The organism is Pseudomonas sp. LY-1 (genome assembly GCF_053502595.1).
In genome coordinates this window covers 5,088,032-5,108,405 of the sequence record NZ_CP094353.1, presented here as the reverse complement: position 1 = coordinate 5,108,405, position 20,374 = coordinate 5,088,032, and the positions used below count along the sequence as shown (strand labels likewise).

The following is a 20,374-nucleotide window of genomic DNA, read 5'->3' as shown; positions in this document are numbered from 1 at the left end:
GATCACTGAGTCAGCGCTGACGGGCGCCCTCTAAAACGGGCGTCCGTCGATGTGTGATTCAGTGCTGGGTAAGTGCAGTGTTCAGCTCGAGCGCCAAGCGTTGCACGTATTCACGCAGTTCAGGTACTGCGGTGGCTTCCCAGTCCCGGGCCTGGAGGAAAGGGCCGACGTAATACAACCAGTCTGACGGCACTGCATTGCAATTGAGCAGTGCGCCCGACGGTGCGATGTCCATGCCTGTCCCAAGTGCATCAGGTACCAACAGGCCATCTGCGCGCAGGGACTTGAGCAACGGGTCGTCCAATTGGCGCAGGTCCAGTGCTGGCGTCGTGCAATTTATCACCGCTTTGACCTCCAACTGTTCCACGGTGCTGGCGCCACGTCGGCGTACAGCAACGCTCACATTGTGAGGGTTGGACGTGTAGCTGACGATGCGTCCGGCCGCCAGCTTCAGTGTGCCGCGGGCAAGCTCGGTGTGCATGCGTGCGCCTGGTTGTGGAGCGCAGCGATGGCGATGGGCATCCCAGTAAGGGCGTACATGTCGCAGGAATCGCCGGCGTTCATCAAGCGGTAATGTATGCCACAGCTGCTGGGTCGCGGATCTCAGGCCACCAATGATGTCGCGCCAGTCTCCGCCGGTTTGCGCGTGCTGGCGAACCGCGTCACGGACGGCACGTACATAGTGGCGCACCGTGCAATCGGTCAGCATGTGCTGTGCCAGCCCTTCATCATAGGCGGGGTGCGCGTTCAATTCGCGGTGAGGCTGCGGGAGCAGGCCCCGGCGCGAAACGGCCTGGATAGTGCCGGTGTGTCCCCGGTCACGCAAATCAAGTACGACGTCGAGCATTGTCAGCCCGCTGCCTATCAGGAAGACCGGGTCGTTTGCGCCAATACTGTCGAGTGCGCCCGGTTGCCATGGGTCATGCACGTAGCCCGGGTTCTCGTAGAACTGCCGATATTCGGGTGCAATCGAAGGCGCCTGGCGTGCGCAACTGCCAATGCTTAAAACAATACTGTCGGCCCGAAAGTGTTCCCCGTTATCCATCAAGAGAAGTGCGCCAGCGGCATTTGGCTGGGGGATTATCTTGACCACTTCCCCAATCACTTCGTGCAACTCGCAGCCCGGTGTTGCGTTGCGTGACGCGTGTTGAAGCAACGCTTCCAAATAGTCACCGTAGAGGCGCCGCTCTACAAAGGAGCCTGGGGTAGCGGTGGCGTTGTTGCGTTTTACATACTCGTAAAAGCTGTCGTCTTCGCCGGCCAGAGCATTCATTCTGCCTGCCGGGACATTGAGTACATGCGCAGGCGCTTGGGTGCTGTAAGCGATACCTCGGGCCATACTGCCCGGCCGGCTGATCAACAGAATTTTCAGAGGGGTGACCGGCGGGTGGCGTAACAACTGCACTGCCAGCGTCGAGCCGCAGAAGCCTGCGCCGATAATCGCGATGGTCTTGGTATTCATTCCAGCTCCAGTTTCAACGTCGCTCATGTTTCATTTGACAAAGTCGTCTTGTTGCACTTTCTGAATGAGGGTCGGTAATTGTTTTGTAGAGTTTGCCGAAGGTTTGTCGTGAACTTGATAATGAAGTGGATCGAGTTGCTCATCCAGTGCGCAGCTTCGGCGATTCCGCGTTCGTTGATATAGATCAGTCGGCACTCGGGGTTGGAGTTTTCGACGCATCATAACTGAATATGAGTCATGCCTTTCGCGGCGTTTACCGACCTATGGGGGCGGGCGGAAGAGGTTTTTCGGGTGGTTGTTTGTAAGATTGCTCCTCATTCGGTCGAAGCGCTGCTAGCGTGGCAGCATCGGCGCGCCACGGTTTTGGAAGCGGGGCTTGATACGATCTGGAGGCTCAGGCAAGGAGCTGCGGGCTAGAGGTGCAATGCCTCATCGTAGGGCGCGTGACGGGTTCCCGGTGGTTGACCGCCGGTCACAAGTAAGATTGCCCTTACAAACTAATACTGTAATAATTCCCACCTTATTGTCGGCCTATATCCTACCTCCCAGCAGGATATGTAGTGCGCTCCCAAGGGATATTGTGTCTATTTTCGTATCGCGCAGCCTTTCCAAGGCTCTACCTAACGACGTTTGCGTTGCAAAAATCGCGATTTTGATGTGTTCGTACAATGGTGAGACGTTTCTTGCGGAACAGCTCGACTCTATTGAGCGGCAGATGCATCGTGACTGGACGTTAGTCATTTCGGACGACGGTTCCAAAGACAGCTCGTTGGCGATTTTTCAGCAATACTGTAGTCGTTGGGGCAGTCACCGGCTAAGCGTGGTATCCGGCCCTCAAAAAGGCTTCGTCGCCAATTTCCTCTCGTTGACTTGTCGGACCGATATCCAGGCTGATTATTTTGCGTGGTGCGATCAAGACGATATCTGGAATGATGAAAAGCTGCAGGTGGCGGTTGATTGGTTGCAGAGCCAGCCTTCGGATGTGCCTGCACTCTACTGTGGTCGCACGCAGTTGGTCAGTGAGTCGGGGGTTGCACTCGGTTTTTCACCACTTTTTTCTCTGCCTCCACACTTCTCGAATGCGCTCGTTCAAAGCATCGCGGGCGGAAATACTATGGTTTTCAATCAGGCTGCTCGCGAGCTCATCATCGAGGCTGGCCCGGATTTAGTAGTTCCGTCCCATGATTGGTGGGCGTATCAACTCGTTACGGGAGCGGGAGGCGTCGTACACTACGATCCCAAACCTAGAATGCAGTACCGCCAGCATGATGAAAATCTGATTGGCAGCAACTCCAGCTGGGCAGCTCGCCTGGTTCGGCTACGGATGATCTTTCAAGGACGTTTTTACGAGTGGAACGAACAGAACATTCGTGCCCTCGAAGCCATGGAGCATCGTCTTTGTGAAGAGCATCGAACGACCCTTGCGCGCTTTAAAGGTGCACGGAGTCAAACGTTATTTAGACGAGTGCTGGGGTTTTGGTCTGCTGGTTTGTATCGGCAGACGTTCATGGGGAACCTCGGGCTAATTTTTGCAACACTACTGAAAAAGATCTGACTCAATGACTATCTTAGTAACCGGCGGTGCGGGCTTTATCGGTGCAAACTTTGTATTGGACTGGGTAGCCCAGGCGGATGAGCCGGTCATTAACCTGGATAAGCTGACGTATGCCGGCAATCTGGAGAACCTCAGCTCGATCGAGGGTGACAAGCGCCATGTATTCGTACAGGGCGATATCGCCGATACTCAACTGGTCCAGCGCTTGCTCGCAGAGTACCGGCCGCGCGCGATCCTGAACTTCGCTGCCGAGTCGCACGTCGACCGCTCCATTCATGGCCCGGAAGACTTCATCGAGACGAACGTCGTCGGTACCTTCCGTCTGCTGGAAGCAGTGCGTACCTACTGGAAAGGTCTGGATGCCGATGCCCAGCAATCCTTCCGCTTCCTGCATGTTTCGACTGACGAAGTCTACGGCTCCCTGGCCAAGGACGATCCGGCGTTCACCGAAACTCACCAGTACGAGCCAAACAGCCCTTACTCGGCGAGCAAGGCCGCGAGCGACCATTTGGTCCGTGCCTATCACCATACCTATGGTCTGCCGGTGCTGACGACCAATTGCTCGAACAACTATGGTCCTTACCATTTCCCGGAAAAACTGATTCCGCTGATGATCGTCAACGCACTGGCTGGCAAAGCGCTGCCGGTGTACGGCGACGGCCAGCAAATTCGTGACTGGCTGTACGTGAAAGACCACTGCAGCGCCATCCGCCGAGTGCTGGAAGCCGGTACTGTGGGTGAGGTCTATAACGTGGGCGGCTGGAACGAAAAGCCTAACCTCGACATCGTGCACATCGTTTGCGCCTTGCTTGATGAGTTGCGCCCTCGCGCGGATGGCAAACCGTACAACGAACAAATCGCGTATGTGACGGATCGTCCTGGCCACGACCGTCGTTACGCCATCGACGCTCGCAAGCTTGAGCGCGAATTGGGCTGGAAGCCGGCGGAAACCTTTGAGACGGGTATTCGTAAAACCGTTGAGTGGTACCTGGATAATCAAGACTGGGTGAGCAACATCCAGTCCGGCGCTTACCGTGAATGGGTTGAGAAAAACTACTCTGAGCGTTCGGCATGAAGATTCTACTGTTGGGTAAAAATGGTCAGGTCGGCTGGGAACTTCAGCGCAGTCTGGCGCCATTGGGCCAAGTCCTGGCGCTGGATTCCAAAAGTAAGGACTACTGTGGTGACCTGCACGATCTTGAAGGCCTGGCGGCGACCGTGCAGCGGTTTGCGCCTGACATCATCGTCAACGCGGCGGCTTACACTGCCGTCGACAAGGCAGAAAGTGAGCCCACCCAGGCACTGCGCGTCAACGCAGAAGCTCCCGCGGTATTGGCAGCCGAAGCCCTCAAGCTCAATGCCTTGTTGGTGCACTATTCCACTGACTATGTATTCGCTGGCAATGGTGATACGCCTTGGCAGGAAAGCGACTCAGTGGGGCCGCTGAGTGTCTATGGCACTACCAAGCTTCAGGGCGAGCAGGCGATTCAGGACAGCGGTTGCGCACACCTGATTTTCCGCACCAGTTGGGTATATGCAGCTCGAGGTAATAACTTCGCCAAGACGATGCTGCGCCTGGCCACGGAGCGTGACAGCCTGAACGTGATCGACGATCAATTCGGCACACCGACCGGTGCTGATCTGTTGGCTGATGTGACGGCGCATAGCATTCGTGCAATGAGTCTTCAACCAGAACTTGGTGGGATTTATCATCTTGCGGCTGGAGGAGAGACTACATGGTGCCGTTATGCTCGCTTTGTGCTTGAACAGGCCCAAGCAGCAGGCGTGGAACTTAAAGTGCATCCTGCCCAAGTTGGCGCGATAGCGACTGAGGCTTACCCTACTCCCGCCAAACGTCCCAACAACTCCAGATTGAACACCCAAAAACTGCAAAATGCCTTCTCATTGTGCTTGCCTGAATGGCAATCCGGTGTGGCACGGATGCTGATGGAAACACTAGAGAAATGAACATGCTTAAACGTAAAGGTATCATCCTGGCCGGCGGCTCGGGCACGCGTCTTCACCCTGCAACGCTGGCTATCTCCAAGCAGCTGTTGCCGGTGTATGACAAGCCAATGATTTACTACCCGCTGACGACGCTGATGTTGGCAGGTATTCGCGATATTCTGATCATCTCTACACCTCAGGATACTCCGCGTTTCGAACAGTTGCTGGGCGATGGCAGCAACTGGGGGGTGAACATTTCTTATGCTGTTCAGGCCTCTCCGGATGGTTTGGCCCAAGCGTTCATTATTGGCGAAGATTTTATCGGTAATGACCCATCGGCGTTGGTGCTGGGCGATAACATCTACCACGGCCATCATTTCAACGAACTGTTGCTGAGTGCCATGGTACGGCAAGAAGGCGCGAGCGTGTTTGCCTATCATGTCAATGATCCGGAGCGTTATGGCGTTGTTGAGTTTGATGGTCAAGGTAAAGCGATCAGTCTCGAAGAAAAGCCGGTTCATGCTAAGTCTAACTATGCCGTCACCGGGCTTTATTTCTATGATCAGCAGGTTGTCGACATAGCGAAGAGTATTAAGCCGTCCCTGCGTGGCGAGTTGGAGATTACCGACCTCAACCGTGTCTATATGGAGCAAGGTCAGCTCTCTGTTGAAATCATGGGGCGAGGCTACGCGTGGCTCGACACTGGCACACACGATTCGCTGCTTGAGGCAAGTCATTTTATAGCAACGCTGGAGCACCGCCAGGGCCTGAAAGTTGCCTGCCCTGAGGAGATTGCGTTCCGTCAGAAGTGGATTGATGCTGAGCAGTTGGAAAGGCTTGCCGCACCTTTGTTGAAAAATGGGTATGGTCAATATCTCATACGCTTGCTGCATGAAAAAATCTATTGATGGGAATAAAGTTTCTATCTAAAGGTAGAGCATATCTCTGAACCCAGGGCTTTCATGAGAGTCTTCGGGTTCTTTTTTATAATTAGGGCTAGCGGTTTTTGATGATGCCAGCAGTCTCGCGAGTCGTAAAAAAACGGCAGCGTGAGTAATCGCCATCTGCCAGCCAAGCGTCGTAAGCGGAATCACAGGATCTTTATGAAATCAACCAAACTTGCAATTCCAGACGTGGTTTTATTCGAACCCAAGGTGTTTGGTGATGACAGGGGTTTTTTCTTTGAAAGCTTCAATGCCAACGCATTCATGGACGCCACGGGACTGAATAACGTTTTTGTTCAAGATAACCATAGTCGATCGATTAAGCATGTCTTGCGAGGCCTTCATTATCAGCTTGAACCTAAAGCTCAAGGTAAACTTGTTAGGGTAGTTGAAGGCGCTGTATTTGATGTGGCAGTTGATATTCGTGAACACTCGCCAACGTTTGGGCAGTGGGTGGGTGAGATACTGTCAGCCGAGAATAAACGGCAATTATGGATACCTGCTGGATTTGCTCATGGTTTTTTGACGTTGAGTGATACCGCGGAGTTTTTATATAAAACTACTAATTACTATGCTCCCGAGTGTGAGGGTTGTATCGCTTGGGATGATCCGCAGATCAGCATAAAATGGCCAGAAGGTTTTGAACCTCAGTTGTCAAAAAAAGATTTGGAAGGCCTCTTGCTGAAAGACGCGAAAACGTTCAAGTGACAGAGTGATAAGTGAAAGGCCTAAGTTTGTATTGTTTGGGCCTCTTGCTTTTGTAGTATGTGATTTATTAGCATTTTGATCATTTTGAAGTTTTGATATGAGCGCTGGAGGTCGGATGAAAACAAATTTATTCAGAAGTTTCACGTTGTCGTCATGGTCGAATTTATGAAAAGGCTAGTAAATTTTCTGGTGGCGCCTGTAATTTCAATAATGCGGAACCGAGCTCTAATAGCTGAACTGAGCAAACGCGAAGTGTTGGGTCGGTATCGAGGAGCAAGTTTTGGTCTGTTCTGGTCGATCATCAGTCCTTTCCTAATGCTATTGGTGTACGCCTTTGCATTTGGAAGCATACTGAATAGTCGTTGGCCACAACCAGCGGATACAAGAGATAGCTTTGCGATCATTTTGTTTGTGGGGCTGATTGTTCATGGTTTTTTCGCCGAGTGTTTTACGCGCGCCCCCACATTGGTAACCAATAATGCTAGTTATGTAAAGAAAGTAATTTTCCCTGTCGAAATTCTCCCTTGGCCGTTAATTATATCTGCGCTGTTTCATACTTTGATGAATATAGTAGTGTTGATTGTGTTGAGGTTGGTGGTTGATCAGTCGTTTTCACTGGGTTTTATATTCCTGCCTTTGATTTTGCTGCCGTTGGTAATTCTAATGGTGGGATTAGGTTGGTTTCTCTCTGCGCTGGGTGTTTATGTTAGGGACATAAGTCAGGTTACGGGTGTTCTTTCTACTGCATTATTATTTACATCTTCGGCAGTAGTTCCTCCCAGTGCTGTGCCTGAGAAATATCAGTTTGTTTTTTCTATTAATCCATTGACGTTCGTTATAGATCAGGCGCGTGCGGTCGCGCTGTGGGGCGCAATGCCCAATTGGTCGGGATTGTTGATATATACACTTGTTAGTGTGGTGTTCGCACTGGTTGGGTATGCATGGTTTTCAGCAACACGTAGAGGCTTCGGCGATGTGCTCTGACTTGATAGTAAGTGTTAAGGGGCTCAGCAAGTTTTTCCCGGTATACGAGAAGCCCCACCACCGTCTGCTCCAAATGCTGACGCCATCCGCTGAAAAGGATAAGTGGTATCGAGAGTTTCGCGCACTCAGGGATGTAAGTTTTGAAGTGAAGCGCGGAGAAACATTTGGGATCGTAGGGCGCAACGGGTCGGGCAAATCAACATTGCTGCAGCTTATTTGTGGGACTTTATTTCCCACTTCCGGAACGGTGCAGGTCAACGGGAGAATCGCCGCGCTGCTTGAGTTGGGAGCAGGTTTCAATCCTGATTTTACCGGGCGAGAAAATATTTACCTAAATGGCTCCGTCCTTGGCCTGAGTCGAGAAGAGATAGATGCACGTTTCGAATCCATCACAGAGTTTGCCAGCATAGGCGATTTCATAAATCAGCCGGTAAAAAGTTATTCCAGCGGTATGTACATTAGGCTAGCATTTTCTGTGGCCATTAATGTGACCCCCGATTTGCTGATTATCGATGAAGCTTTGGCTGTTGGAGACGAGGCTTTCCAGCGAAAATGTTTCGCCCGTATTCAGAATTTACGTGATAATGGGTCAACTATATTATTTGTTTCACACTCTGCAGGTATCGTGACTGAGTTGTGTGATCGTGCGATTCTTCTTGATCAGGGAGAACTGATTGCTCAGGGCTCTCCAAAATCGGTGGTTTCAAAATATCATAAGTTAATTTACTCGCCAGCCGAGACTGTAGCCGTATTGCGCGAAGATCTAAAAAAACAGTTAGCTGAAGACGATGTTGCTGAAGACGCATTTGTTACCGAGGCGGACAAGGCAGATTCGGCCTTAGTGGCCAGTGCCAAAAGTAGCCTTCCTCCGCGGGAAGAAGCGTTCTATGAAGAGGGTATGAAATCCCTGAGTAAGATTAGTTACAATTCTTATGGCGCTTCAATTCTTGATGTTCATATTGAAACATCCGAAGGTCGAAAGGTTAATGTGCTTAGGTCGGGTGAATCCTATAAGTATGTCTATACTGTCGATTTTACCGCTCTCGCTTTTCAAGTGAGATTTGGCATGATGATTAAGACAACATCCGGATTGGAGTTAAGTGGTGCTGTGAGCGCTGCGCCGCGAGACACCATCGAAACAATACCGGTGGGCGCTCGTGTTAAAGTAAAATTTGATTTTGAATGCAGGCTCCCGCCGGCTACTTACTTTTTGAATGCGGGTGTGCTCGGGGTCGTAGACGGGCAAGAGCAGTTTTTGGATCGGCAAATAGATGCTGAGATGTTTAGAGTCTTTTCAGGCCCCGATCGATTGTCCACCGGGCTTGTAGAAATAGTTTCTTCGCCCGATTTGAAAGTAACTTTGAGTACGGTGTCGGGCGACGGAAATGCATAACTCTACGGCTATTTTAGTGCTCGGAATGCCTCGCAGCGGCACCTCTGCTGTGACGCGCGTATTAAATTTGCATGGTGCAGTGCTGTCTGAGAATCTTTTGCCAGCAGCTGACGCGAATCCCAAAGGGTTTTTTGAAAGTGCAGATGCATTAGCCATTCACGAGCGCTTGTTGTCTTCGCTGGGACGAAGCTGGTTTGATATTGGCGAAATGCCTGATGGGTGGGTTGACTTTTCCGAGACTCAACAAGCGCATCGAGAGCTAGAGGCGTTAATTCAACGAGATTATCGTGGCGAAACAATTTGGATAGTTAAAGAACCCAGGATGTGCCGCTTTTTACCTTTATGGCTTAGAGTCTTAGAGGGATTGTGCATTAATCCAAAAGCTGTACTTGTTACACGTCATCCAGATGAGGTCGTCAACTCCATCGCGGCAATGGTAGGTGATGGGCAGTGGTCTTCGGATCACACGAAAATTTTGTGGCTTGAGTATTTTTTCGAGGCGGAGAAGGCAAGCCGTCAGATACCGCGTGCGCTCATAACATATGATCATCTTTTAACTGATTGGGAAGCTCACGTTAATCGAATTGCGGCTGAACTAGATATTGTTTGGCCTAATTCATCTGATTCTATTAGGTCAGAGGTGGACCTCTACTTAAATTCGGAAAATCGCCACCATGATTACTTTCTTTCATATGATGAAGGGATAGGCGAATTTTCTTTGGCTGAAAAAACATATATGATTTGCCATGAGATGAAAGAGGGCTATTGGACAGCGCTTGAGGCTATGAACTCATCTTTCTCGGCGATGCTGGCTTTTTTTCATCGGCCAATGCATGATCTTGTTCGTAGAGTTGCCGAACATTATTCAAATATTGCTTTAGCGCAGAAAATTCAGTTCGACGAACTAAGCAACGACAGTAAAAACGCCTTGCAGGCCAAGCAATTCGAGTTGGATGAGCTTAAAGTTAAAAATGACAGCTTGCAAATCGCTCAGCAGGTTCAGTTGGAAGATTTGCGCAGACACAATGAAAGCGTATGCCTCTCTCATCAGGCAGAGTTAGATGAGCTTAAGGGGTACTACAACGCCTTGCAATTCTCTCAAGAAAGCGAGTTGAGCAAGCAGCATGACTTAATTGGTATGCAGGAAGCTGAACTTTCGAGGCTTAAGCGAGAATTGGCAGAGCTTGAGAGTACGACGGGTAAGCTTTTTGCTGACTTGAGCGCGTTGCAGGCTCGGGAGGAAAGCGCTCATCAGATTTTGCTAGAGACGCAGGGCAATTATGCTGAGCTAAAAAGTCTTACGAGTCAGAAAGCGTGGCTGATTAAGGCTTTTTTAAGCAGGATTGTAAAAAATGAATAGTACCGATAAACGTTTACGAGATGATGTTCATATGGCTGCGAATACGATTGAAAGGGAGTCCCCAGGCACGGCTGAGTGTTTGGTTTTCTTTTTTGTTCGCTGCCTATAGAATGTCTAAAAATCGCTATAGGGATTTATGAAAGATCTCGGCGTTAAATGACTTTGATTGGTTTTATTTGAGTATTGTTTAGGTGTTATGTGGAACTCTTTCGCTTAGGGGAGGGGGCGTCGCTTTTGAAGCTGGCGTCTGCTAGTGGGAAAGTTAGTGCATTTAAATAAGTAAAATTTATGGAGCTTGACTAATAATGCGTAGAGTTGCGTTTTACCTGTTTTATGATAATGATGGGATTGTAGATGACTATATTATCTATAAACTTCGTATGCTTCGCGCGCATGTTGAAACAATATTTTTTGTTTCGAACTCTAGCATTTCACCAGATTCGCTAATAAAAATAAACTCCTTAGTCGATGTTGTGCATTGTCGTGTCAATAAAGGCTTTGATGTGTGGGCCTATAAAGAGGCTATTGAGACTTTTGGTTGGGATCAGATTCGACAATATGACGAGGCAATCTTTTTAAACTATACCTTCTTTGGCCCCATTTTTCCCTTTGCTGAATTGTTTGAAGAGATGAATAAGCCGGGCATAGATTTCTGGGGGATATCGTCACATCAGGAAATCACTCCCAACCCGTTCAACGGCACCGGCACTCTCCATTATCACATACAGTCGCATTTCATTGCTGTACGTAAAAATATGCTGAATTCGGACGGATTTTATCGGTATTGGACTGATATGCCAATGATAAATTCTTATGAAGACTCCATATTAAAACATGAGGCCAGGTTTACTAAGTACTTCAGTGATCTAGGTTTTAATTATGCGGTTTCTATCGGTCCTGAAACATACAATACAGATCATCCTATTTTCTCCGAGATGGACTTGGCGATCGAGCGTCGTTCTCCCATTTTAAAACGGCGTCCTTTTTTTCATGACCCTGTTTTCATTGAGAGCGAAGCGATTGACGTAAAACGTGCGCTGGATTTGATAAGTGAAAAGTCCGATTATGATGTGAGTCTAATCTGGAAGAACTTGATACGGACCACACCGTTAAGGACGCTTTACTCGAACCTTGAAGTACTAAGTGTTCTGTCGGAGTTTCAGGTAGAGTCGGAAAAGCACGTTAGTGTTTCTAAAAAAATAGCTGTTATTGCCCATGTCTATTATGTCGACATGCTGGATGAGATGCTCGGATATATTAAAAATATACCAGCACCGTTCTCGATTTATATCACAACTGACACCGCAGAGAAAAAAGTAGAGATAGACACGATTTTCTCTGATTTTCCTGATCTTAAATGCATTGTGTTGGTTTGCGAATCGAACTTTGGTCGGGACACATCAGCGCTGCTGATTACGTGTCGTGAAATTGTCCTGGCAGGTGGCTATGATCTTATTTGCAGGTTGCATAGCAAGAAGTCGCCACAAGATGGTTATTCAAAAAGTTCCATGTTTAAGCGGCATTTATGTGAAAATTTGCTGGCAAGTCCTGCCTATGTGCAGAATGTCATCGATATGTTTGAAAGTCAGCCGTGGGTAGGTGTAGCCATGCCTCCGGTTGTGCATATCGGTTACCCGACGCTAGGGCATGGCTGGTTTCTGAACAGAGAACGAGCAATCAATTTGGCTCGCGAACTCGACTTCAAAGTGCCTATAGATCATGAAACACCGATAGCGACGTATGGTTCAATGTATTGGTTTCGCCCAGAGGCCCTCAAAAAATTATTCCAGCATGAATGGAGCTGGAAGGATTTTGACGAAGCACACTATGGCGATGGTGATCTCCCACATGTATTGGAGCGATTGATTACCTATTGTGCCCAAGATGCTGGCTTTCTTAGTCGATGCATTTTGACGCCTAAGCAAGCGTCAAAAAATTATGTAAAACTGGAGTATAAGTTGCAGGCGCTATCCAGCTGTTTTTCGACAGGGAGTTTGCGCGAACAGATGCAAACAATGCAGCTGTCTAAAACGTCTCAGATAACTTACATTGCGACAGGTGTCATTATGTCGTTGAAACGTTCAATTATGTTCAGGTACCCACGATTGGGAACTGTGTTAAGAAGAGCGTATAGGTGGGCGTCAAACCAGCGATAAAGCGTTGGGAAGTATGGTTTTAATAATAAACTGGTTTGGCCCGCTGGCCATTGCTAATTGGAAGTAGATATATGGTTTTCAGCTCATATCTGTTCATTTTTCTTTTTCTGCCCGCATTTTTAATTGCGTATAAGTTGGTGGGCCACCGTTTCAGAAATATTCTCATACTCACCGCGAGTTTATATTTCTACTATCTCGGTGATGCGAAAGGTCTATGGATTCTTATCGCTGCAATTGTGGGCAATTTTGCGATAGGTTATTTGATTGATCGTTTTCGTGAGGTGGAGGATGGAAAGCAAGTAAGTGCAATGGCCAGACGTCTACTTATCATAGGGTTGTTTTTCAATCTGTCCGTGCTTGGCTACTTTAAGTATGTCGGGTTTATTACTGAAAATATAAACTTGATTTCAGCGAAATTTGGTCATCCTTCGGTTGTGCCAGTAGTTTCTGTCCTGCTGCCATTAGGTATTAGTTTTTTTGTTTTCCAGGGTATTAGTTACCTGGTTGATGTGTACAGAGGGACGATTCAGGCCACTAAAAGTCTGCTTATATTCGGTACTTTTAAATCCCTGTTCCCTCAGCTAATTGCTGGTCCCATTGTTCGGTATAGAGATATTGCTGCGGAGCTTCCAGATCGTTCGGTTAATCCTGATATGGTTGTAGAAGGGATTACTCGATTCGTTATCGGCTTCGCGAAAAAAGTATTACTTGCAGATACCTTTGCGGTGACTGCGGATGCAATTTTCTCGCTCCCTGCTTCCGAGTTAAACTTTGGAACAGCTTGGTTGGGCGCTGCCAGCTATACATTGCAAATATATTTTGATTTTTCAGCTTACTCTGATATGGCGATCGGAATGGGCTTGATGATGGGCTTCCGTTTTCCGGAAAACTTTAATTATCCCTATAAATCAACGTCAATACGTGATTTCTGGCGACGCTGGCACATGACGTTGTCAGGTTGGTTTCGCGACTATGTATATGTTCCTCTGGGGGGGAACCGTACGGGGGCGGTAGGTACCTATGTTAATTTGTTAGCCGTTTTTATTCTAACCGGTTTATGGCATGGCGCGTCTTGGACGTTTGTGGCGTGGGGGTTGTGGCATGGATTCTTTATTGTCATAGAGCGCTTTACCAATATGGAAAGTCGCGATATTCCCAGTCTGATGCGTTGGATTTATACCCTGGCAGTAGTAGTTTTTGGTTGGGTGCTGTTTCGATCCGAAACGTTTGACCACGCATTCCATATGATGGCGCTGATGTTAGGCTTGCGAACTGGCCCAGAAAATTATGTGCTGGCTGAATACATGAGTCCAGCGTTGGGATTGGCGTTAGGCATCGGGGCACTACTGAGCTTTCCTATCTATAGGTGGTTGCGTGATCGCTTGTCTTCGAACCAACAGTTATGCGCAGGTTTGCTTGGCCTGAGCGCACTGTTTGTACTGGCTAGTATGAAAGTGCTATCAGGTGCGTACAGTCCTTTCCTTTACTTTCGGTTTTAATATATGCGTTCAATATTTTCTCCCAAGGTCATCATTGGATTATTTTTCATCGCGCTATGCGTACCTGGCATAGCGGTTGTTTTATCCCCTCAATTTGTACCCGCTATGAAGGTGGTCATGAAGAACCCCAGCGAGTGGGGTAATCAAAGGGATGGTATTCGGCGTACCACGCCGCTTTGGAACAAGGCTGTGGAAGGTTACTCCAGTTTTCTCTATTCCCTGGGAACTACTAACAACAAGGCTGTCGCCGTTGTAGGTAGTGATGGATGGATTTTTTTGGGTGATATTTTCAATAATAATATGGCTCAAGCGCTTGGGCGTCGTTATTACAATGCTAATGACATTGATGCATGGACCAGCACGATTGGTGGCCAGCAACAATGGCTTGCGCATCGGAATATACCCATGTTGTTTTTGATTGCACCGGCCAAGTGGTCGATTTATCCGGAAAAAATGCCTAAGTGGTCGCAAGGGCATATAGGTCTGCATATATTTGATCAGTTGTTAAGTGTAAAAGAGCCTCTCCCGCTTGTTGATGTAAGGCCTGCGTTACGTCAAGCGCGCTCTACTGCTGACACTTATTCACCATTTAACAGTCATTGGACGGATTTTGGTGCCTGGGCCGCATGGAAGGAAACCACTCACTCACTGGCATCGCTCGACCCTAAACTCCAAAATCTCTACGTCCCGGAGATTGACGGAGTTGACGTGAAGCCAAATTATGCGAGTGAGTTTGCGGCCATGATCAGTTTGCCAGCACCCAACCCCTGGACGGTACCAAAGTTTAAGTCCCCGCTGCCTGATTTTCTAATTTTGGGCAGCGATGGGGTCAATGTTCCAGCGTCAGGTGAAACGCATACAGGGTTGCTTGAATTACCTAGAAATACGAGAAGTGAGTCTGCAAATAATAAATTGAAAGCGCTGGTGATGCGTGATTCTATGGGTGATTCTTTGTCGCCTTATCTCCAGGCTGCTTTCTACGAGACTATTCAGGTTCGTCATAATATTGATGATCAAAATAACGCCCCGAACGTGCCAGCTCTGGTAGAAAAGTACAAGCCGGATGTCGTCCTTTACGTCATGACCGAGCGCCATCTTGATAACATTCTGAGCGAAGGTTATCTATGGCATTCTGCAAATGCATATGATCTGGCCGTCTCGGAGGGGGGAACGATAGAGTCTGCCGGCAGCGCGTTAAGTGTCGTTTCTGGCAGTGAGGCACCAAGTATCTCGTGGGTGAAGAATGCGAAAGGAGAGCGAATCCTGCGTGTAGTGCTAACTGCTAAAACGCCGGGGATGCTCAAGGTCCAATCAACAAGTGACGGTCATCCGGTAGAGTACTCTGAGCGCTATGCGAAGGGCGATAATCAGCTTTATTTCAGCCTGCCATCCACTGTAAATGTCGATAAGATTGATTTTTTGAGTCTCGATGGCTCTATTCACTTCACGCTGAGCGGAAAAAGTCCGTCTGCACTGGGTGCGAAGTAATTTTTTGAATCAAGATCCGGAGTTTCTAATGAGCAAAACATGTCTAGTGACTGGCGGTGCGGGCTTCATCGGCTGCGCGCTGTCTCCCTTGTTGGCCGAGGCATTCAGCCGAGTTGTTGCCTTCGACAACCTCCACCCTCAGGTCCACCCTACCGCCGAGCGTCCAGCGGCGTTGGACTCGCGTGTGGAGTTTGTCAAAGGTGACGTCACCTCCCCTGAAGACTGGGATGTTGTTTTAAAAGATTTTGCTCCTGACGTAGTCATTCACTTGGCGGCTGAGACAGGTACTGGTCAGTCGCTGATGGAAGCGAGCCGCCACGCGCACGTTAACGTAACCGGGACTACCCAGATGCTTGACGCGTTAGTGCGTCATGACGCTCTGCCGAAACGTATCGTGTTGACCTCCAGCCGTGCTGTTTACGGTGAAGGCGCATGGACGGCCGCCGATGGCTCGCTGGTTTACCCAGGCCAGCGTTCACGTGAGCAACTGGAACGTGCGGAGTGGGATTTTGAGGGCCTGAAAACGCTGCCTTTCAACTCGCACACTACTCGCCCAGACCCTACCAGCGTGTATGGTTCTACCAAACTTGCGCAAGAACATATTCTTAGCTCTTGGTGTTTGGCATTAGGCGTAACCCCAGTCATGCTGCGATTGCAGAATGTGTATGGTCCAGGCCAATCACTGTCCAACCCTTACACCGGCATCGTCTCGCTTTTCGCTCAGATGGCGAAAGATGGCAAAAGCATTCCAGTGTATGAAGACGGTGAAATCATTCGTGACTTCGTATTTATCGACGATGTGGCGAACGCAATCTTCGCAGCGACCCTGCACGCTCAAGGTACACGTGAACCTTATGATGTAGGTTCGGGTGAAGCCACTAGCGTCGCCAAGTTGGCTCAGATCATTGCTGATCACTACGGCGCTCCTGCACCTCATATCACTGCGGCGTATCGCCACGGTGACGTTCGTCACGCTTCGTGCACGATTGAGGAGAGCAAGCAGGTACTTGAGTGGGCTCCAAACGTAATGGTTGCAGAAGGTGTGCACATTTTGTGCAACTGGATTGACACCGGCAAACGCTAAGGCGTCTTAGTGTAAGGGGGAGGGTGATCGAGTGATCACCCTCCCCTGTAATATTGAGTATGCTGTGCAGTTGCTCTATAAAAAGGCAGCGTTAGTTAGTTGGTTGGTTTCGCAATCAGAATGTCAATGATGCGCGCAACAGTGGAGTCCAGATCTTCTTCCAGTGTGTTGACTCTTACGTGTGGATTGACAGGTGATTCATACGCGGAATCAATTCCTGTAAAGTTATTTATTAATCCCTCCCTGGCTTTTTTATACAAACCTTTGGGGTCGCGTCGTTCACACTCAGTCAGGGGCGTGTCGATAAATACTTCAATAAAGTTTTTATCGCCAATGACACTCTTCGCCAGCGCTCTGTCTCGAAGAAAGGGGGATATAAAGGCGGAAATGACAATCAGCCCGGCGTCTAAAAACAGTCGCGCCACTTCTGAAACTCTTCTAATGTTTTCTTCTCGGTCAGCGTCGCTAAAACCGAGGTCCTGGCACAGCCCTAATCTGACATTATCGCCGTCCAGTAAATAGGTATGACGGCCGCGGTCGGTAAGTGCGACTTCGAGTGCATTGGCGATTGTTGATTTGCCAGCGCCGCTGAGACCTGTGAGCCATACCACCATTGGTCGCTGTCCCTTAAGGGCCGTCCTGCGTTCTGCGGTAACGGCTTGTGGGGGGGGGAGTTAGATTCTTAGTCATGTGATCTCTTGTGCAACAGCATATAAATAATAATTGTATATTTTTTGTTGCTTAATTTTCATGCCCATGACTTTAATCGAGACATTGACGTTAATGTCGAATGCTGCACTCAGGCTGGGCGGCAAGTGTAGCTGATGCTAGTTAGACGCTCAATTCCATTTCTAGTTCAATTCTGACGCAGCGCAGTAAAATCGTGTAACCGCGAAGCTACAATAGGGGGCTGCACCACTGCGGCGCGCGCCTGTTTTATATGTGAGCGTTTGCGGTGGCAGTAAAGTAAGCGCTCCATAAACCCCACATTCAAAGCGCTTAGCTGATCCCGGATGCTGTGCTCCCGATTTCTTTCTGGAGCCCAACCGCCATGATGCGACCCGATGCCAAAGATCGAAAATCTATGGTCACCCCCTTTTTTGCAATGCTGATCAGTGATGGTTAGTTGGCTTGCCTAAATCTATCCGGCGTCTGGTTGGAGCACGCTCCGCGCCACAATGAGAGTCGCGCCTGGCAATCCTTAAAAGTGTACCGGCTTCAAAAGCCGATTTTCGACACAGGTTCTTTGCCAGGCCGGTGGGCCGTTCACGTCATCGATTGTTCAGTCATCGCAAAACCTAGGTGGTGATTCTTAGCACAGCACAACATCAGCTTCAGGCAGCTAAAGCCTCTGGCCCGGTTTCAAATTGCGTATGGTGAGCCGCTATCGCCCATGCGATTCGTGCCAGCTTGTTGGCCAAAGCGCAGGCCACGACGTTCGAGTGGCGACGACAGAGCATTGAGCGCACCCAATCGGCCAGAGCGCCGTGCTGATATTTCGTAAGCGATCCATCACCTACACATTCAAAGCCTCCAGTTGAAATCTGATGCGGTGCTCCCGATCCTTTCTGGAGCCAGTCCGTCATGATGCGTCCCGACGCCAAAGTCTCATTAGTGTCTCTCTACCCCAAACCCGTGGACTTCCGAAAATCCATCGATGGCCTCGCCGCTCTGGTCGAGCTGGACATCAAAGTGGCGGTGTTCGACCCCGTGCTTTTCGTCTTCCTCAACAAGCCACGCAACCGAGTGAAGATATTGTATTGGGAGCGCAACGGCTTCTGCCTTTGGCTCAAGCGCCTCGAATCCGAACGCTTTAAAACATCGCCCGATGTCAGCGACGAGGCGATCATCCTGACGGTTCGGGAACTCAACTGGTTACTCGATGGTTTTGACCTTTGGCGCAACCGCCCTCATCAGGTTTTGACCCCACGCTACGTGGCCTGACCCGGTATAATCCGGGCCATGATTTCCCTGCCCGACGACCTTCCTGATGATCCTGTTTTGCTCAAGTAACTGCTGCTTGAGGCGCTCAGCCGTCAGGAAGAAGTTGCCCAGGCTTATCAAACTCACATCGTCGACTTGAAAGAACAAATCAAGTTGCTGCGCGACCGTTTGTTCGGGCGTAAATCCGAACAAACGGTCGAGCCCAACACGCCGCAACTGGCGCTGTTCAACGAGCCCGAAAGCGAGCCGATGCCGCTCGTTGATGACGCTGACGAAGAAGCCGTTGCGCCGACACCCCGCCGTGGCAAACGCAAGCCATTGTCGGCCGATCTGCCACGTATCGAAGTTATCCACGAACTACCCGAACACGAACTGACCTGTGCCTGCGGTTGCCTCAAACACGTCATCGGCGAAGAAACCAGCGAACAGCTGGATATCGTGCCGATGCAGATCCGGGTGATCAAACATATCCGCGAGGTTTACGGCTGCCGTGGCTGCGAAACAGCCCCGGTCACCGCCGACAAACCGGCTCAGTTGATCGAAAAGAGCATGGCCAGCCCCAGCGTATTGGCGATGCTGTTGACCACCAAGTAGGTTGATGGCTTGCCGTTGAGCCGACACGGCATCGAGATTGCGCGCCAGACTCTGGCACGCTGGGTGATCCAGTGCAGCGAACACTTCCAGCCACTTCTGAATTTGATGCGCGACCGCTTGCTGGAAAGCCCGGTGATCCACTGCGATGAAACCCGCGTCCAAGTGTTGAAGGAGCCGGATCGCGACCCGACCAGTCAATCCTGGATGTGGGTGCAGGCCAGCGGCCCCCCGGACAAGAAAGTCGTGCTGTTCGACTACACCTCCAGTCGCGCGCAGGACGTGCCGTTGCGCTTGCTGGACAGTTATCGCGGCTATGTGATGACCGATGATTACGCCGGCTATAACGCCTTGGCGTTGCAGTCGGGCGTGGAGCGACTGGCGTGCATGGCCCATGCACGACGCAAGTTCGTGGATGCGCAAAAAGTGCAGCCCAAGGGTAAAACCGGGCGGGCAGATATCGCGCTGACGATGATCAACAAACTGTACGGCATCGAGCGAGAATCCAAAGACGCCAGCGATGAACAACGGTTTATCGTTCGTCAGGAAAAGAGCTTGCCGATCTTGGTCCAACTGAAAAGCTGGCTGGATAAGAGCCAACCGCAAGTCACGGCGCAAAGTGCACAGGGCAAGGCTGTGCATTATCTGGCGAACAACTGGAGCCAGCCGGAGCGCTACGTTGAAGCAGGTTTTTTACCCATCGTACACAACAATGCGGCAGAAAGAGCAATCAAGCCGTTTGTAATAGGACGCAAGGCGTGGCTGTTCAGCGATACGCTCAAGGGTGCCACCGCCAGCGCCCAGATCTACAGCTTGGTCGAGACCGCCAAGCTCAACGGCCAGGAGCCTTATACGTGGCTGCGCCACGTACTGGAGCGGTTGCCACATGCCTCGTCGGTCGAAGACTACGAAGCCTTGCTGCCATGGAACTGCTCGCCGGAAATGCCAAGGTAGATCGCTGCCCTATCTTTGGGTAGGTGGGGTTTATGGATCGCTTAATGCGCCAGCAAAGCTGGCAGTTGATAAAGGGTGAAAGTCCCTACGAGAGAAGTTATGGCGGAACACCTCGACCCCAAGTCATGCGTTATGCACCGTGAGGTGTATGGCGAAGCGTTGGCAGGGGAAACCAGCAGGCCAGCCATTGAGCCGCGAAATCATCAGTTTGGGGCGCCGACGCTGTTATGCGAAGCGGAAGGCCACGGTGTGCATGACGATATCCACGCGAGCTAACTATGCATCCGTATCCCATAACCCGCTTC

The 20,374-nt window shown here is 49.9% G+C and carries 15 protein-coding genes and 2 pseudogenes; 14 read left to right on the top strand and 3 right to left on the bottom strand.

Annotation, left to right across the window (positions count from 1 at the left end; all coding sequences use genetic code 11):
* Positions 1-58: 58 nt before the first annotated feature.
* Entirely contained in the window at positions 59-1,462 is a 1,404-nt protein-coding gene (locus MOQ67_RS23355) for an FAD/NAD(P)-binding protein (RefSeq protein WP_448675605.1), read from the bottom strand.
* 580 nt (positions 1,463-2,042) lie between these two features.
* Between MOQ67_RS23355 and MOQ67_RS23350 the strand changes: the two genes are divergently transcribed.
* From MOQ67_RS23350 to MOQ67_RS23295, 12 genes are all read left to right on the top strand, one after another.
* Positions 2,043-3,017 carry a glycosyltransferase family 2 protein gene (locus MOQ67_RS23350; RefSeq protein ID WP_448675604.1) on the top strand — a complete coding sequence of 325 codons (975 nt, stop codon included), beginning with the start codon at positions 2,043-2,045 and terminating at the stop codon, positions 3,015-3,017.
* Between the two features lie 4 nt (positions 3,018-3,021).
* A complete protein-coding gene (rfbB, locus tag MOQ67_RS23345; protein WP_448675603.1) occupies positions 3,022-4,092 on the top strand; it encodes a dTDP-glucose 4,6-dehydratase in 1,071 nt (356 codons plus the stop codon).
* Positions 4,089-4,985, top strand: a complete 897-nt coding sequence (gene rfbD, locus MOQ67_RS23340) for a dTDP-4-dehydrorhamnose reductase (protein ID WP_448675602.1) — start codon at positions 4,089-4,091, stop codon at positions 4,983-4,985. Before rfbB ends, rfbD begins: the two co-directional genes overlap by 4 nt.
* A gap of 2 nt (positions 4,986-4,987) precedes the next feature.
* A complete protein-coding gene (gene rfbA, locus MOQ67_RS23335; RefSeq protein ID WP_448675601.1) occupies positions 4,988-5,872 on the top strand; it encodes a glucose-1-phosphate thymidylyltransferase RfbA in 885 nt (294 codons plus the stop codon).
* Positions 5,873-6,067: 195 nt separating this feature from the next.
* Entirely contained in the window at positions 6,068-6,616 is a 549-nt protein-coding gene (gene rfbC / locus MOQ67_RS23330) for a dTDP-4-dehydrorhamnose 3,5-epimerase (protein WP_448675600.1), read from the top strand.
* A 153-nt stretch (positions 6,617-6,769) separates the two neighbouring features.
* The gene (locus MOQ67_RS23325) at positions 6,770-7,600 is read left to right on the top strand and encodes an ABC transporter permease (RefSeq protein WP_448675599.1); all 831 of its coding nucleotides are present in this window, start codon (positions 6,770-6,772) and stop codon (positions 7,598-7,600) included.
* A 73-nt stretch (positions 7,601-7,673) separates the two neighbouring features.
* Positions 7,674-8,993: an ABC transporter ATP-binding protein gene (locus tag MOQ67_RS23320; RefSeq protein WP_448675598.1), complete on the top strand. Its 1,320-nt coding sequence runs from the start codon at positions 7,674-7,676 to the stop codon at positions 8,991-8,993.
* Positions 8,986-10,353, top strand: a complete 1,368-nt coding sequence (locus MOQ67_RS23315; RefSeq protein WP_448675597.1) for a sulfotransferase — start codon at positions 8,986-8,988, stop codon at positions 10,351-10,353. Before MOQ67_RS23320 ends, MOQ67_RS23315 begins: the two co-directional genes overlap by 8 nt.
* 305 nt (positions 10,354-10,658) lie before the next feature.
* Positions 10,659-12,509, top strand: a complete 1,851-nt coding sequence (locus MOQ67_RS23310; RefSeq protein ID WP_448675596.1) for a rhamnan synthesis F family protein — start codon at positions 10,659-10,661, stop codon at positions 12,507-12,509.
* Between the two features lie 71 nt (positions 12,510-12,580).
* Positions 12,581-14,008, top strand: coding sequence for an MBOAT family O-acyltransferase (locus MOQ67_RS23305; RefSeq protein ID WP_448675595.1), 1,428 nt, complete (start codon positions 12,581-12,583; stop codon positions 14,006-14,008).
* Between the two features lie 117 nt (positions 14,009-14,125).
* A complete protein-coding gene (locus tag MOQ67_RS23300; RefSeq protein WP_448675594.1) occupies positions 14,126-15,496 on the top strand; it encodes an alginate O-acetyltransferase AlgX-related protein in 1,371 nt (456 codons plus the stop codon).
* A gap of 28 nt (positions 15,497-15,524) precedes the next feature.
* A complete protein-coding gene (locus tag MOQ67_RS23295) occupies positions 15,525-16,580 on the top strand; it encodes an NAD-dependent epimerase/dehydratase family protein (RefSeq protein WP_448675593.1) in 1,056 nt (351 codons plus the stop codon).
* Between the two features lie 95 nt (positions 16,581-16,675).
* On the opposite strand, the gene cysC is transcribed toward MOQ67_RS23295, so the two are convergent.
* Together cysC and MOQ67_RS23285 are read right to left on the bottom strand one after the other, a co-directional pair.
* Positions 16,676-17,194, bottom strand: coding sequence for an adenylyl-sulfate kinase (cysC, locus tag MOQ67_RS23290; RefSeq protein ID WP_448675592.1), 519 nt, complete (start codon positions 17,192-17,194; stop codon positions 16,676-16,678).
* A gap of 720 nt (positions 17,195-17,914) precedes the next feature.
* A pseudogene (locus MOQ67_RS23285) lies at positions 17,915-18,067 on the bottom strand (IS110 family transposase); the annotation flags it as partial.
* A gap of 97 nt (positions 18,068-18,164) precedes the next feature.
* Here MOQ67_RS23285 and tnpB point away from each other — a divergent pair.
* Together tnpB and tnpC are read left to right on the top strand one after the other, a co-directional pair.
* Entirely contained in the window at positions 18,165-18,524 is a 360-nt protein-coding gene (gene tnpB, locus MOQ67_RS23280) for an IS66 family insertion sequence element accessory protein TnpB (RefSeq protein ID WP_448675591.1), read from the top strand.
* Positions 18,525-18,593: 69 nt separating this feature from the next.
* Positions 18,594-20,069 (top strand): annotated as a pseudogene (tnpC, locus tag MOQ67_RS23275) (IS66 family transposase).
* The last annotated feature ends 305 nt before the right edge of the window (positions 20,070-20,374 follow it).